The organism is Bradyrhizobium sp. AC87j1, assembly GCF_002936975.1.
Classification (GTDB): domain Bacteria; phylum Pseudomonadota; class Alphaproteobacteria; order Rhizobiales; family Xanthobacteraceae; genus Bradyrhizobium; species Bradyrhizobium shewense.
The window spans coordinates 1-14,276 of the sequence record NZ_PTFE01000073.1 but is presented as its reverse complement, the minus strand read 5'-3'; the positions used below and the strand labels follow the sequence as shown (position 1 = coordinate 14,276).

Genomic DNA, 14,276 nt, shown 5'->3' with positions numbered 1-14,276 from the left:
TCTTAACCCCAAGCCGGCTGCGCCGCCGGCTCCTTGTGAACCGGAATGCCGCTCGAATCAATCGAGCCGCGCCGGCGCGTCCCCGCTTCCCTACCCACACGGTTAAGACATGTTCCAGCGCCAATCACATCTTTTCGCTTGGCAGAATGGTTGCGATTCCGGACAATGACGACACATAAGAGCCGCATCGATCGGCCGAATCAATTCGATCCGAGGCCCGGATCCTGCCGCTAAGGGACGAAGCCTGAGAAGATGACCCGGTTTGACGGCGAGGTGTCGCCAGCCTTCGAGATCGTTGAGCCCGCGCAATGGCGCGCGCCTGTCATCTTCAACTCGCCCCATTCCGGCTCGACCTATCCGGACGAATTCCTCGCGGCGTCCAGGATCGACCTGCCGACGCTACGGCGGTCCGAAGATTCCTTCATGGACGAGCTGATCGGCCACTTGAGCGAGCGCGGCTTTCCGACCGTGCGGGTCAACTTTCCCCGCTCCTATGTCGACGTCAATCGCGAGCCCTATGAGCTCGATCCCCGCATGTTCAGCGGACGGCTGCCGAGCTTTGCCAATACCCGCTCGATGCGGGTCGCCGGCGGGCTCGGCACCATTCCGCGCGTGGTCGGCGACGGCCAGGAGATCTACCGCGACCGCATCCTGGTCGACGATGCGCTTGGGCGGATCGAGACGCTGTACAAGCCCTACCACCGCGCACTGCGCCGGCTGATCAACAAGGTGCACCAGATGTTCGGCACCGTGGTGCTGGTCGACTGCCATTCGATGCCTTCGGTCGGCGTCAGCAGGGACGAGCCGCGCCGGCCCGACGTCGTGATCGGCGACCGCTACGGCACGAGCTGCACCCCGCTTCTGCCCGACCGGGTCGAGGAGACCATGACCGGGCTCGGCTATTCGATCGGCCGCAACAAGCCCTATGCCGGCGGCTTCATCACCGAACATTACGGCAATCCCGCGAGCGGCCTGCACGCGGTGCAGCTCGAGCTCAACCGCGCGATCTATATGGACGAGCGGCGGCGCGAGCGGAGTGCACGCTTTGCGCAAGTGGCCTCCGACTTCGGCGTTCTTGCCGACGTGCTGGCGACCACGATTCCCTTCGGCGATCTCGGCCCGTTCCAAGCCGCGGCGGAATAGGCGCCGGCTTCTCTTCGTCAGATCGTGTTGTCTGTGACTGTGCGAACGCGCCTTCGCTTCGCTTTCGCTGCGCGCTTCGAAACGAAGACAGAGCAGCAAAGAAAAAAGGGCCGCTCGCGAATGACGCTAGCGGCCCAAGTCTAGGGAGGAAACGCCCAAGGAGGGCAGCGGTAACGCCAAGCGCTACCGCACCGCAACAATATGCGACCGCGACGCACAAAGCGCAAGGGCTTTTGAGCCGTTTCCCATGCAATACGCACATGGCTCAATTGCTTCTATGGAAACCCAGATTCAGTTTCTTTAATAAGGAAATTCAATGGGTTGATAGCCATTTGCATACGAACAAGGCATACTCGGAACTAAGTTTTCAACTCTGTGATCGATATTTGGCCAGCAGATGACTTGGATGAGGCAGCGGTCTTCGGCATCCAAAATACCAGGGTGCAAGATCAAGACAGCGCTGCACGCGGGAGGCGAATTGAGCTAGGCAAGAGGGGAGCTCCATCCAACCTTCGCTTTGAGGATTCGGCCTGTGACGGTGATCGACTTTTCCGCCTTCATCGGACGGCTCGCCACCGCCTCCGGCGAAACCATCCTGCCGTTCTTCCGCACCTCGCTGTCGATCGACGACAAGAGCAAGACCAAGGATTTCGACCCCGTCACGGAGGCCGACCGCGCCGCGGAGGCGGTGATGCGGCGGCTGATCAAGGCCAACTTCCCTCAGCACGGCATCGTCGGCGAGGAATTCGGCAACGAGCGCGAGGAGGCCGACTATGTCTGGGTGCTCGACCCCATCGACGGCACCAAATCCTTCATCGGCGGCTTTCCGATCTGGGGGACGCTGATCGCGCTGCTGCACAAGGGCGCGCCGGTCTACGGCATGATGCACCAGCCCTTCATCGGCGAGCGCTTCTCCGGCGACAACGGTTCGGCCAACTACAAGGGCCCGTCCGGCGAGCGCCGGCTCCAGGTTCGCCGCTGCGCCTCGCTTTCGGAAGCCACGACCTACACCACCAGCCCGCTCCTGATGAACGACCGCGACCGCGCTGTTTTCAGCCGTATCGAGAAGGGCGCGCGTCTGTCGCGCTACGGCGGCGACTGCTACTCCTACTGCATGCTGGCCGCGGGTCACGTCGATCTCGTGGTCGAGACCGAGCTGAAGCCTTACGACATCGCGGCCCTGATCCCGATCGTGACCGGCGCCGGCGGTGTCGTCACCACCTGGGAAGGCAAACCGGCCCAGGGCGGCGGCCGCATCGTCGCGGCCGGCGACGCCAGGGTTCACGAGGAAGCACTGAAACTGCTCAACGGATAAATCAGCGAGGCGCCTGCATGAAAACCCGCTGCACGCTCCTCCTCGCACTCCTGCTGCTGCTGCCGACGCTGGCGTCCGCGCAGAATTTTCCGACGAAGCCGATCAAGTTGATCGTGCCGTTCCCGGCCGGCGGCCCCAACGACATCATCGCGCGTGTAATCGGCCAGCGCATGTCGGAGCTATCGGGGCAGCCGGTGCTGATCGACAATCGCGGCGGCCAGGGCGGCGTGCTCGGCACCGATGCGGTCTCCAAGGCCGCCCCCGACGGCTACACCATCGCGATCTCCTCAGCCGGCGCGCTCGCGATCAGCCCGAGCATGGAAAAGGTCGCCTACGACACCTTGAGCGACCTCACACCGGTGACGCTGGTTGCGACGGTGCCGGAGATGCTCGTGGTCGCCACCAACGTGCCCGCCAAGGACATCGGCGAATTGATCGCGCTGGCCAAGGCGCAGCCGGGAAAGCTCAACTTCGCCTCCTCCGGCCCCGGCAGCCTGCCGCATCTCGCCGGCGAGCTGTTCAAGCTGACGGCGAAGATCGACATCGTCCACGTGCCCTATCGCGGCGCAGCTCCGGCCGTGAACGATCTCTTGGGCCAGCAGGTACAGATGACGTTTCTCGATCTTCCCGTGCTGCTGCCGCAGGTCAAGGCCGGCGTGCTGCGCCCCATCGCGGTCGGCTCGGCCGCGCGGGCGCCGACCGCGCCCGATGTGCCGACCACCGCGGAAGCGGGTTTTGCCGGTCTCCACATCGAGAACTGGTACGGCATGGTCGCGCCGAAGGGCACACCGAAGGAGATCGTCACGGCGCTGCATGCGCTCGCCACCAAGGCAATGGCGGATCCGGCGGTGAAGGAGAAGCTTGGCCAGCAGGGTGCGACGCTGGTCGGCGACGAGCCGGAACATTTTCGCCAGTTCATCGCGGACGAGACCGCGAAATGGGCCAAGGTGATCAAGGACGCCGGCGTGGAGACAGCGAAGTAGCTCCTTCTTATCCTCCCCTCACACCGCCGCCGCCCTTAAATGCTCCACCAGCATCTTGGCCGGCCGCGGCAACGCCTTGAAGCTGCGCGCGCAGATCACGAGGCGGCGGTTGGCGAAGGCATCGCGCAGGCGGACGATGGCGAGCGGCATCAGCTTGGCGCAGCGGCGGGCGGCGGATTCCGGCACGAGGGCAACGCCGACATCGGCGGCGACCATCTGGCAGATCGCGTCGAAATCGCGCAGGCGTGCGCGGAAATGCGGGCGCATGCCGAGCCGCGCCGCGTGCTTCGAAATATGCATCTGGAGCGCGGTGGCGCTGGTCAGGCCAACGAAGTCGCACGCCCCCGCCTCCTGGAAATCGATCTGGCGGCGGCCGGCGAACGGTCCGCGGCGCGAGGTCACCAGCGTCAGGCGATCCTCGCTGAACACGAAGCGCTCGATATGATCGGGCAGCGCGTGCTCGGCGGCGAAGCCGAGATCGGCCGCACCTGCAGTGATTGCGGCTGCGATGTCGGTGCTCTCGCGCTCCTCGATGTCGATGGCGACGTCGCGATGCTCACGCAGGAAGCCGGCCAGCGCCTTTGGCAGATGCTCGGACAGGCCGGAGGTGTTGGCGAGAAAATGCACGCTGGCGCGCACGCCAGAGGCAAAGCCGGCGAGATCGCCGCGCATGGCGTCGATCTGGTGGATGACCAGCCGCGCATGGTCGAGCAGGCTCTCGCCGGCCGCGGTCAACTCGACGCCGCGCCGCCCGCGCTTGAGCAGCGCGACGCCGAGCGCGTCCTCGAGCCCCTTGATGCGCGCGCTGGCCGAGGCCAGGGCCAGATGCGACCGCTCCGCGCCCCGGGTGATGCTGCGCTGGTCGGCGACCGCGATGAAGAGCTGGAGGTCGACGAGGTCGAAACGCATGGCAGGTCTCCCCAGCCTTCGTAGTTCACGAAGGCTGTCTGCGTAACCTCCAGATTGTGCCTGATCGCCGCTTAGGTCAATGTGCCGACATGATCGACCCGCTTCTCATTGTCATCGCCGCCGTCTTCCTGATCGCCGGATTCGTCAAGGGCGTGGTCGGGCTCGGCCTGCCGACCGTGTCCATGGGCCTGCTCGCGGTGAGCATGACGCCGAGCCGCGCGATCGCCATCGTCATCGTGCCCGCCATCGTCACCAACATCTGGCAGACCTTCGTTGGCCCGCATCTGCGCGACATCCTGAAGCGGCTGTGGCCGCTGATGATCGGCACCGTGATCGGATGCTGGCTCAATGCCGGCGCGCTGACCGGGCCGCATGCGCGCTACGGCACGATCGTGCTCGGCGTCCTGCTCGTCATCTATGCCGTGATCGGTCTGAACAAGTTCCAATTCCGCGTCGCGCCACAAAACGAGAAATGGGTGGGCGGCGTGGTCGGTGTCGTCACGGGCGTGATCTCGGCCTCGACCGGCGTGCAGGTGATCCCCTCGATGCCGTTCATGCAGGCGATCGGCATGGAGAAGGACGAGCTGGTGCAGGCGCTCGGCGTGTTCTTCACGACGGCGACACTGGCGCTCGCCTTCAACCTCACCGCCGTTGGGCTGTTGACGCCAGCCAATGTCGTGCCGGGCGCGGTGGGCATGGCCATGGCTTTTGCCGGCATGTTCGTGGGACAGTCGGTGCGAGCACGGATGCCGGCCGAAGCGTTCCGCCGCTGGTTCCTGATCGCGATGATCCTGCTCGGCCTTTACCTCGCCGGCAGCGCGCTGGCGAAAGAGTTCGTTTGAGGGAAGATCGCCCTACGCGGTCATCATCCGTTCGAACGAGCTACCGCGTCTCCAGCATCGCGACGCGGATGCCGAGATAGATGAAGAGGCCGCCGAGCGCGCGGTTGACCCAGGCGATCGCGCCCTCGGATTCGCGCAAGCGGTGGGCGGCTTTCGCCGCGAACGCGGCCAGCACCAGGCACCACAGCGTCCCCGTAAAGATGAAGATCAGGCCGAGCGTCAGGAAGGCGAGCGGCTTGTGCGGTGAATCGGCCGCAACGAATTGCGGCAGGAAGGCCAGGAAGAACAGCGCGACCTTGGGATTGAGCGCGTTGGTGAAGACCCCTTGGAGGAAGACCCGCCGCAGCGAGCTCCGCACCGGCTCGTCGATCGCCGCCGCCAGCACCGGGCGCGACCACAGCATCTGAAGCCCGGTGAACACGAGATAGGCCGCGCCGACCAGCTTCAGGATCGAAAAGGCGGTCGACGAGGCCATCAGCAGGGCCGAAAGGCCGATCGCGGCGGCCGCGACATGGACAAAACAGCCGCAACTGATGCCGAATGCGGCCGCGGCGCCGCCTCGCCAGCCCATCTGCATGCTGCGACCGATGACGTAGACGGAATCAGGCCCGGGCGTGATGTTGAGCAGTACGCCCGACAGGATGAAGAGCCCGATTTCGTGAATGCCCAGCATGCAAAGGTGCCCCCTGCCGCCCGTTCCGGCGGGCGCAATTCCGCTTAGTCGGTTCGGCCGCCGCCGTCCACCGCCGGGATTGCGGAGGATTTACCTCGAATTTGCAATGCGGATCATGCTTCCGCTCGGCCACATCTGCTTTATAAAGGCGAGGTTCTTGAAATGCGGGATTCGAGCCGACTTGCCACGCCGTGGCCAGTCCCAGGTCCCTTCACGATCGCTTATCGATCCCTTGGAGCTTCCGGGATATGGAAAGACGTCTGGCAGCCATCGTCTGCGCCGATGTCGCCGGCTATTCGCGCATGATGGGCAGCGACGAGGCCGGCACCCATGCCGCCTTCAAGGCCCATCGCAGCGCGATCCACCCGATCATCCTCAATCACGGCGGCCGCGTCGTGAAGAACACCGGCGATGGCTTCCTGCTGGAGTTCGCCTCGATCGTCGGCGCCACCGAGGCCGCGATCGCGATGCAGACGCTGATGGCGGAGCGTAACCACCATCTGCCGGCCGACCGCGCCATGCAGTTCCGCCTCGGCATCCACATGGGCGACGTCATCGCCGATGAGGACGAGGTATTCGGTGACGATGTCAACATTGCCGTCCGCCTGGAATCGGTCGCGAGCCCCGGCGGCTTTGCGATCTCGGCCAAGGCCTACAAGGAGGCGAGCAAGCATCTCAGCGTGCCGCTGGTCGATGCCGGCAATCATCGCTTCAAGAACATCAAGGATGCGGTCGGGGTCTGGACCTGGACACCGGAGGGTGCACCGGCGCTCGCTCCCGAGCTCCGGGAGGCGTCCGCCCTCTCGCAACAGTACCGCACCGCGATCGTCGGCGTGCTGCCGTTCGCCAATCTCAGCGATGCCCAGGACGAGTATTTCTCCGACGGCCTCACCGAGGATCTGATCCACGCGCTATCGCTGCAATCCTTCTATCGCGTGCTGAGCCGCAACTCGACCTTCGCCTTCAAGGGCAGGAACACCAGCACCCGCCTGATCGCGCGCGAGATCGACGCCACCTATTTGATCCAGGGTTCGGTACGGCGCGCCGGAGCCAAGATCCGCGTCACCGCCGAGCTGATCGCGCCGGAGACCGGCGAGCAGCTCTGGACCGGCCGTTACGACCGCGACATCGGCGACTTCTTCGCGATGCAGGACGAGATCACGACCAATTTGTCCGCCGCCATCGCCACCGAGATCGTCCGTGCCGAAGCCTCGGCGCCCGCGCGGCTCTCGACGGACGTCACCGCCTGGGATCGCTTCCTCAAGGGGCTGTCGCATTACTACCGACAGACCAAGGAGGACCTGACTGCCGCCGTCGACCTGTTCCGGGAGGCCATCAGGGTGGATCCCAAACTGTCGATCGCGCACGCCTATCTCGCCACGATCCAGATCCAGAGCATCCAATTCGGCTGGGTCAAGGGCACGCGCGAAATGTGGGCCGAGGCGATGAACCTCGCCGAAACCAGCGTCCGGCTCGACCCTCGCTCGTCCTTTGCGTTCTCGATCCTGTCCTGGGCGCACGCCATGGAAGGGCATTACGAGGCGGCGATGGACGCGGCCAAGCGCGCGGTCGCGCTCAATCCCTACGACATGGGCGCGCGCGGCGTGCTCGGCATCTGCCATTTCGTCATCGGCGAGCACCGGGAGGCGATCGAGCTGTTCTCGATGGCCGCGCAGCGCGACAACAGCGACCCGCGCTACCAATGGGCGGCGCTGAACGCCTTCAGTCATTATCTGTTGCGCCAATATGACGCGACCCTGTCATGGGCGCGCGAGCAGCTCTACATCAACCCCAACCACATGCAGGCGCTGGCGATCCGCGCCGCGGCCCTGGCACAATTGGGTCGGACCGCCGAGGCGAGCGAGGCGACCGGCGTGCTGATGGGCAACTACCCGACCCTCAATGTCGATCGTCACTTGCGCAACTTCCACTGGAAGCGGCCCGAGGACCTTGCCCACTATCGCGAGGGGCTGCTGAAGGCCGGCGTACCGCTCGGCAAGCTGACCCTGGTTCAGAGCGACGTCAAACGCGTCGCCGAGTCCTGACCGGCAGGCCGCGGTCCCCCGCAGCCGTTCCCTCAGTCTTCGGCCAAACCCGCCTGCACTTGTTGACAGGACAGTGAATTCGGCCACACTTCGCCACACGCTGAAGTAGTATAGTCTGCTGTCGGTTTGTTAGGACTTTCCGCGCTTGATCGGCGCCTCATTTCACGATTCGCTGTTTTCAGGATTTTGGGCCATGCATGACCCCGCTTCGAAACCGCCGTTCGACCCGTCGATCCAGGTCTCGCCGAACAATCCCTGCCCATTCCTGCGCGGCCTCGTCGGCGAGGGCTTCGTCGAGGGCGGCACTGTCCCGCTCGGCAAGCTGTCGAAGACGATCGCGAACGCGACCGGCGAAACCGGGCTGAAGAAGGCGTCTGCCCGGCTCCAGGTCCGCGGCGTGGCGCTCATCGCCAACGGTCTCGGTCACATCCTCAAGAGCATCTTTTCGGGCGCGCAGCTCGATGCGCTGCGCGGCGGCCCGCTGGACAAGCGCGGTGCCGGCTCGCGCATCCTCGGCGTCGACGGCAAGGTCAACGAGGACGAGATCGCGCGGTTCGCGAGTTTCGGCCGGACTTACACCGATCCGAACGGCGGCTCAGAGCAGGGCCTCAACGCCTCGGAAATCGACATCTTTATGCGCGACAACCTCAAGCGCGCCGGCAGCGCCGCGCGCTGGTACTACCCGCTGCTGATGAAGTTCGAATGGCCGATCCTCCTGAAGATCATCGGCAAGGGCACGGGCGAGGATCGCTATCTCGGCGTTGCCGACGTGCGCACACTGTTCAACGAGCGCCAATTCCCTGCGCCCATCAACCAGCGCCTGGTCCCGCCGGTGCTATCGACCTGCCAGCGCGTGGTGCGGGGCGCCCTTAAGCTTGCGGCCTTGCTGATCGCCGTCGGTCTCGTTGCCCTCGTCTCGGTTGCCGAATTCCCCAATCAGATCCGTGCCGTGCTGCCGCAGAAGGGAATTCTCGTAAATCTCTTGCCGCCGCCCTTGCCCGCGGTCCCGGAGACGAAGGCGGCTTTCTGGCTCGAGCAGAACTGGTCGCTGAAGGATCGGCACTGGTTCCATCATGCCAGCCAGGGCACCGCGACCTTCCCCGTACCGTATGAATGGTTCATGGCGCTGGAGCAGCCGCGGCTCCATCTGTTCTCGAAGCCCGGCATGATGAAGGAGAGCGCCTATCTCGAAGGCTTCGGCTTCATCCCGAGCCCGCAATCGATCCAGACCGACACGACGACGTTGCGTCGCTTCGGTTACGCCAATGTCTACGAGACGACGCAGGCGGCGGACTGGTCGACCAGATGGACGCCGGTGGAGAACGTCGACGGCCTGCCGGTCGGCTTCGCGCGGATGACCGGCGTCGTCGATCCCGCGACCGGCCGTCGCGAGGAAGACAAGATCGGGCTGACCTGCGCGGCCTGCCACACCGGCCAGATCCATTACCAGGGCGTGGACGTGCGCTTCGACGGCGGCCCGGCCATGACCGATCTGAAGAAGCTGGAGCTCTCGACCGGCCTTTCGATCGCCTACACCCTGTATGTCCCGTTCCGCTTCCAGCGCTTTGCCGATCGCGTGCTTGGCCCCGATGCCAGCAAGACGGACCGCGCCGCGCTCAAGCAGAAGCTCAGCGCAATCGGCACGTTCCTGATCGACTGGGCGAAAACCCAGCAAAAGACCGTTGAAAGCAAGAAGACCTGGAACGGCAGGCAGCAGCAGGACACGGAGGAAGGGTTCGGCCGCCTCGACGCTCTCAATCGCATCGGCAACCAGGTCTTCTCGCAGGATCTCGCGCTGAGCGGGATCAAGGGCTTCGAGAAGAACCTGCATGCCCAGGATGCCCCGGTCAGCTACCCCGCGATCTGGACCGTGCCCTGGTTCAAATTCGCCCAGTACGACGCGTCGATCGAGCAGCCGTTGATCCGCAACGCCGGCGAAGCGCTCGGCGTGACCGCGCTGCTCAACCTGTCCGACGCCTATCCGGAGGACCGGCTGTGGCGGTCCTCGGTGAACATCAGGACACTCGGCTGGATCGAGGACATGCTGAGAGGCCCCGATCCGTTCAAGCCGGCCGATCCCTCTGCCGATCCGAAATTCGGCGGCCTGCTGGCGCCGCAATGGCCCTCGCAGATCCTCGGCGATGCATGGAGGATCGATCAGGCCAAGGTCGAGAACGGCCGCAAGATCTACACCGAGATGTGCTCCGGATGTCACCTGCCGGCCGTCAACACCAAGGCTTTCTGGTCCTCGACACATTGGGAGCCGAACGGCGACAGCAAGGTGCTGAACGCGGTCACGATTTCCCTCAAGGAGATCAATACGGATCCCGAACAATCTCTTGTTCTCAGCAACAGGATCGTCGATGTGCCCGGCTTCCTGAAGGTGAATACGGCCGACCTCCAGAAATGGTGGCAATGCGACATCCCCACCGCGAGCAAATCACCCAATGAGATGGTCTATGCGCTCGGCCTGATGACGGTGGTCGACCTCGTGGCCCGTAAATGGATGGACGACGAGAAGGTCCCGGAGGCGGAACGGGCGAAAATATGGAATCTCGCGCGCAAGAATTGTCTCAATCCGGCGCCTGATCCGCGCTATCGGGCGCGTCCGCTGAACGGCATCTGGGCAACGGCGCCCTATCTGCACAACGGTTCGGTGCCTTCGCTGTACTGGTTGCTGAAGCCGGCGAGCGAGCGCCCGACCAAATTCTGCATGGGCCGCCGCGACTATGATCCCGTCACCGTCGGCTTTGCGGTGACCGCGGATAAGAAATGCAAGACGGGCGAAACGGAGTTCTCGGCGGGATCGGAGAAGGACCCGATCCAGGGCAACAGCGTGCTCGGTCATTCCTTCGAGCGCAAGGAAGGCGAACCGAAGCGCGATGGCGTCATCGGCCGCGTGTTCAAGGACGATAACGAGCGCTACGATCTGATCGAGTATTTGAAGACGCTGTAGCGCGACCAGAGTTCTTCATCATGGCCGGGCTTGTCCCAGCCATCCACGTCTTGCCACCCGGCGCGAAAGACCGTGGATGCCCGGGACAAGCCCGGGCATGACGGAGTTTGTGGCGCAATGACGCGCTCTCTCCTCACTTAAACAACGGCGTGCCCGGCACGAAGGCGTCGAAGGCGGCCCAGAACTGGGAGCGGTAGCGATCCTGCTCCTGGAGGATCTCGTGCTTGGCGCCGGCGATCACGAGGTGGGAGCCGGCGCGTAAGTGATAGGCGAACTCCTCGATCGCCGCGGTCGAGACCACCGCGTCGTTGGAGGCCGCCAGCATCAGGATCGGCTGGCGGATCTGCGAGGGGTAGTTCTTGCCCTTGAAGGTGTTCATGGCGCGGAAGGCGGTATCGGCCCAGGCCACGGTCGGTGATGCCAGCCCGAGCGTCGGGTCCTCCTCCAGGATCGCGGCATTGCGCGCATAGCGCACCGGATCGCTGGTCACGGGATTGTTGATGAAGGGATCGAGCCCGGTGAGACGGTCGCTGCCGCCGGGGACATAACGCCCCCCCTGCCCGAGCAGGCGCATGGTCTTGAGCAGCGCACGCACCGGAAGCGAGGTGGTGCGCCCGGGCAGGTCGATCATCGGCGCCGACAACACCATGCGGTCGAACCAGCGCTTGCCCGCATGCGCCACCCGCAGCATCACCGTGCCGCCCATGGAATGGGCCAGCGCGAAGAACGGCGGCGGGCAATCCGGCAGCACGACCTGCTGCACGAACGCCTCCACGTCGACCTCGAAATCGGAGAAGTCGCGCACATAGCCCTTGCGCGGGTCGCGCAGGCGGCGCGAGGAATGGCCCTGCCCGCGCCAGTCGATCATCGCCACTGCAAAGCCGCGGTCGCGCAAATCGCGCACGGTCTCGAAATATTTCTCGATCTGCTCGCTGCGTCCGGTGAAGACGCAGACGGTGCCCTTGCGGTTCGCCGGCGGCGCCCAGCGCGCAAAGCGCAGCTCGGCACCATCGGGCGTCTTGATGGTACCGCTGACGACGTCTTCGGGGACGGGATTGGACGGGATCGAGACCAGCGTCATGATTGGAAGTGCTTGGGCGCGAAGTGCTGCAAATCAAGGGGCGGGAGCGCCGAAAAGGCGCTGATTCCCGCCCTCTTGAACGCCGTCTCGTTCCACCCATATCATCTTCGTGCAGGCCGCTACCAGTGTTTCGGATCCGGAACATCAGGCTGCACACAGACTAAAGCCCGGCCCGATTGGCGGGCGGGTTACCAACAGTCGCTCAATGGAGGACTTGACCATGCGTAGCTATGATCTCACCCCCTTCTATCGTTCCACCGTCGGCTTCGACCGCCTCTTCAGCCTGCTCGACCAGGCCAACTCGGACGGCAGCCCCGGTTATCCCCCCTACAACATCGAGCGCACCGGCGAGAACGCCTACCGCATCACCGTTGCGGTCTCGGGCTTCGCCAGGGATGAGCTCTCCATCGTCGCGAAGGAAAACACGCTGACGATCAAGGGTGAGAAAGTCGCCAACGAGAACAGCAAGTCCGAAGTGATCTACCGCGGCATCGCCGCGCGTGCCTTCGAGCGCGCCTTCCAGCTCGCCGACTTCGTGCAGGTGAAGGACGCCTCGCTGGAGAACGGGCTGCTTCACGTCGACCTCGTCCGTGAGATTCCTGAGGCGAAGAAACCGCGCCAGATCGCGATCAACACCAGCGCACCGAAGGCGCAGGTGATCGAGAACTCGGCCGCGCAAGCCGCCGCGTAAATCACGTCGACAGCCACCAAGCTGCGAAAACGCCCCGGTGCCCCGGGGCGTTTTCATTTTGCGTTGCATCACAGAGTGGTGAGAAGGCGTAACACCGCCGCCGCGCGCTCCGTCCTTTTGGCATCGAACCCAAAACAAGACGGAGAAAGATCATGTCACTCTGGCGCAGCCTTTTTGTCGCCGCGAGCCTGTTGGCGGCTCCCCTCAGCCTTGCCCATGCGCAGACATCGCAGACGGTGAAGGCGAAAAACGTCGTGCTGGTGCACGGTGCCTGGGCCGACGGCTCGAGTTGGTCGGAGGTGATCCCGATCCTCCAGGCCGCAGGGCTGCACGTCACCGCCGTACAGAATCCGCTGTCGTCGCTTGCGGATTCGGTCGAGGCGACCAAGCGCGCGCTGGCTGAGCAGGATGGACCGACGGTGCTTGTCGCGCATTCCTGGGGCGGCACCGTGATCAGCCAGGTCGGCACTGATCCAAAAGTGTCCGGGCTCGTCTATGTCGCCGCACGCGCGCCCGATGCGAACGAGGATTTCGTCGCGCTGTCGAAGCAGTTTCCGACCGGCCCGGTGCGCGCCGGAATCGTCGAACGCGACGGCTACACAAAATTATCGGAAGACGCCTTCCTGAAATATTTCGCCAATGGCGTGAAGCCGGAACAGGCCAGGGAGCTTTATGCCGTGCAATGGCCGACCGCAGCGTCGATCTTCGCCGGCCGCACCACGGAAGCGGCGTGGCATTCGAAGCCGAGCTGGTACGCGGTGTCGAAGAACGACTACACCATCAATCCCGATTTCGAGCGCTTCCTCGCCAAGCGCATGAACGCCACCACGATCGAACTCGATGCCGGCCACCTCTCGCTGGTGTCGCATCCGAAGGAGGTCGCGAATTTGATCCTGGAGGCGGCGGGATATCCGCGGAGCTAGGCCGTGATCGCCGTATTGCAAAAGCGCCCGAGATTTTCGGGCGCTTTTTGTTTTGCCCACTCTCTCCCCGATGTCGTCCCTGCGAACGCAGGGACCCATACCGCGTGATCTATCGGTGGGGATGAGGTGCCAGTACCGGACTCCGAATCTTCGCCAAACTTCTCCCTGGGGTTATGGGTCCCTGCGTTCGCAGGGACGACAGCGAGAGTGCGCTATCGCATCAAACTCGCGACGCTAATCCAGCCCCTGTGCGGCCGGCATCTCCTGCGTCGGCAGGATCGTTGGGGCCGGCTTCGCCTGACCGACGGTTGGCGCAATGGCTTGTGGCGCGGCCTCGGCAGGCTTGGCCTGCGCGGCAGCGGTCTGCTGCGGTGCCTGCGCCTGCGGCGCCTGAGCCTGCTGCGCCACCGGCTCCGCCGGTTTGGCGGCCGCGACCGGCCTCTCGCCGCGCGGCGGGGCGGCCCTCGGGAGCGGCACAGCGCGGCTCGCCACGTGCGGGATCAAGGCCGGCGGCCGCGGCGGGCCGCTGCGGATCACGGTCGGCGGCGGCAGCGCGCTTTGCGGACCGTAAGGCGAGGCCGCGCGCTCGTCATAGGCGGGCGCCATGCCGTAGGCGTCCGCGGCCGGCATGAAACGGATGATCCGCCCGTCGCGGGCATCGATCACGAGCCGGCCGTCGTCGCCGCGACGGTCGATCACCGCGATGGTGTAGACG

The 14,276-nt window shown here is 64.7% G+C and carries 11 protein-coding genes and 1 pseudogene; 8 read left to right on the top strand and 4 right to left on the bottom strand.

Going from position 1 to position 14,276, the window contains the following annotated elements; translation table 11 throughout:
* Nucleotides 1–252 precede the first annotated feature (252 nt).
* From CV770_RS29380 to CV770_RS29370, 3 genes are all read left to right on the top strand, one after another.
* The gene (locus tag CV770_RS29380; protein ID WP_018316156.1) at nt 253–1,143 is read left to right on the top strand and encodes an N-formylglutamate amidohydrolase; all 891 of its coding nucleotides are present in this window, start codon (nt 253–255) and stop codon (nt 1,141–1,143) included.
* Between the two features lie 532 nt (nt 1,144–1,675).
* The gene (gene hisN, locus CV770_RS29375) at nt 1,676–2,458 is read left to right on the top strand and encodes a histidinol-phosphatase (RefSeq protein WP_104464863.1); all 783 of its coding nucleotides are present in this window, start codon (nt 1,676–1,678) and stop codon (nt 2,456–2,458) included.
* A 17-nt stretch (nt 2,459–2,475) separates the two neighbouring features.
* Nucleotides 2,476–3,441 carry a tripartite tricarboxylate transporter substrate binding protein gene (locus CV770_RS29370; protein WP_104464862.1) on the top strand — a complete coding sequence of 322 codons (966 nt, stop codon included), beginning with the start codon at nt 2,476–2,478 and terminating at the stop codon, nt 3,439–3,441.
* Nucleotides 3,442–3,459: 18 nt separating this feature from the next.
* Here CV770_RS29370 and CV770_RS29365 read toward each other — a convergent pair whose 3' ends face one another.
* Nucleotides 3,460–4,350 carry a LysR substrate-binding domain-containing protein gene (locus tag CV770_RS29365; protein ID WP_104464861.1) on the bottom strand — a complete coding sequence of 297 codons (891 nt, stop codon included), beginning with the start codon at nt 4,348–4,350 and terminating at the stop codon, nt 3,460–3,462.
* Nucleotides 4,351–4,439: 89 nt separating this feature from the next.
* Between CV770_RS29365 and CV770_RS29360 the strand changes: the two genes are divergently transcribed.
* Nucleotides 4,440–5,192: a sulfite exporter TauE/SafE family protein gene (locus CV770_RS29360; protein WP_104464860.1), complete on the top strand. Its 753-nt coding sequence runs from the start codon at nt 4,440–4,442 to the stop codon at nt 5,190–5,192.
* A 40-nt stretch (nt 5,193–5,232) separates the two neighbouring features.
* Here CV770_RS29360 and CV770_RS29355 read toward each other — a convergent pair whose 3' ends face one another.
* Nucleotides 5,233–5,865, bottom strand: coding sequence for a LysE family translocator (locus CV770_RS29355; RefSeq protein WP_104464859.1), 633 nt, complete (start codon nt 5,863–5,865; stop codon nt 5,233–5,235).
* A 248-nt stretch (nt 5,866–6,113) separates the two neighbouring features.
* On the opposite strand from CV770_RS29355, the gene CV770_RS29350 reads away from it, so the two are divergent.
* Together CV770_RS29350 and CV770_RS29345 are read left to right on the top strand one after the other, a co-directional pair.
* The gene (locus CV770_RS29350) at nt 6,114–7,910 is read left to right on the top strand and encodes an adenylate/guanylate cyclase domain-containing protein (RefSeq protein WP_201760099.1); all 1,797 of its coding nucleotides are present in this window, start codon (nt 6,114–6,116) and stop codon (nt 7,908–7,910) included.
* A gap of 193 nt (nt 7,911–8,103) precedes the next feature.
* Nucleotides 8,104–10,866: a di-heme-cytochrome C peroxidase gene (locus CV770_RS29345; protein WP_104464857.1), complete on the top strand. Its 2,763-nt coding sequence runs from the start codon at nt 8,104–8,106 to the stop codon at nt 10,864–10,866.
* Between the two features lie 133 nt (nt 10,867–10,999).
* On the opposite strand, the gene CV770_RS29340 is transcribed toward CV770_RS29345, so the two are convergent.
* Nucleotides 11,000–11,947 carry an alpha/beta fold hydrolase gene (locus tag CV770_RS29340; protein WP_028140009.1) on the bottom strand — a complete coding sequence of 316 codons (948 nt, stop codon included), beginning with the start codon at nt 11,945–11,947 and terminating at the stop codon, nt 11,000–11,002.
* Nucleotides 11,948–12,167: 220 nt separating this feature from the next.
* Between CV770_RS29340 and CV770_RS29335 the strand changes: the two genes are divergently transcribed.
* The gene (locus tag CV770_RS29335; RefSeq protein ID WP_201760098.1) at nt 12,168–12,638 is read left to right on the top strand and encodes an Hsp20 family protein; all 471 of its coding nucleotides are present in this window, start codon (nt 12,168–12,170) and stop codon (nt 12,636–12,638) included.
* Between the two features lie 152 nt (nt 12,639–12,790).
* On the top strand, nt 12,791–13,561 hold the full coding sequence (locus tag CV770_RS29330) for an alpha/beta fold hydrolase (RefSeq protein ID WP_104464855.1): 771 nt from the start codon (nt 12,791–12,793) through the stop codon (nt 13,559–13,561).
* A gap of 234 nt (nt 13,562–13,795) precedes the next feature.
* On the opposite strand, the pseudogene CV770_RS29325 reads toward CV770_RS29330, so the two are convergent.
* A pseudogene (locus CV770_RS29325) lies at nt 13,796–14,276 on the bottom strand (hypothetical protein); the annotation flags it as partial.

Excerpts from the sequence above, each read along its gene's own strand:
- CV770_RS29330 (WP_104464855.1), top strand. The coding sequence starts at position 12,791 with ATGTCACTCTGGCGCAGCCTTTTTGTCGCCGCGAGCCTGTTGGCGGCT.
- CV770_RS29340 (WP_028140009.1), bottom strand. The coding sequence starts at position 11,947 with ATGACGCTGGTCTCGATCCCGTCCAATCCCGTCCCCGAAGACGTCGTC.
- CV770_RS29355 (WP_104464859.1), bottom strand. The coding sequence starts at position 5,865 with ATGCTGGGCATTCACGAAATCGGGCTCTTCATCCTGTCGGGCGTACTG.
- CV770_RS29365 (WP_104464861.1), bottom strand. The coding sequence starts at position 4,350 with ATGCGTTTCGACCTCGTCGACCTCCAGCTCTTCATCGCGGTCGCCGAC.
- CV770_RS29345 (WP_104464857.1), top strand. The coding sequence starts at position 8,104 with ATGCATGACCCCGCTTCGAAACCGCCGTTCGACCCGTCGATCCAGGTC.
- CV770_RS29350 (WP_201760099.1), top strand. The coding sequence starts at position 6,114 with ATGGAAAGACGTCTGGCAGCCATCGTCTGCGCCGATGTCGCCGGCTAT.
- CV770_RS29335 (WP_201760098.1), top strand. The coding sequence starts at position 12,168 with ATGCGTAGCTATGATCTCACCCCCTTCTATCGTTCCACCGTCGGCTTC.
- CV770_RS29380 (WP_018316156.1), top strand. The coding sequence starts at position 253 with ATGACCCGGTTTGACGGCGAGGTGTCGCCAGCCTTCGAGATCGTTGAG.
- CV770_RS29370 (WP_104464862.1), top strand. The coding sequence starts at position 2,476 with ATGAAAACCCGCTGCACGCTCCTCCTCGCACTCCTGCTGCTGCTGCCG.
- CV770_RS29360 (WP_104464860.1), top strand. The coding sequence starts at position 4,440 with ATGATCGACCCGCTTCTCATTGTCATCGCCGCCGTCTTCCTGATCGCC.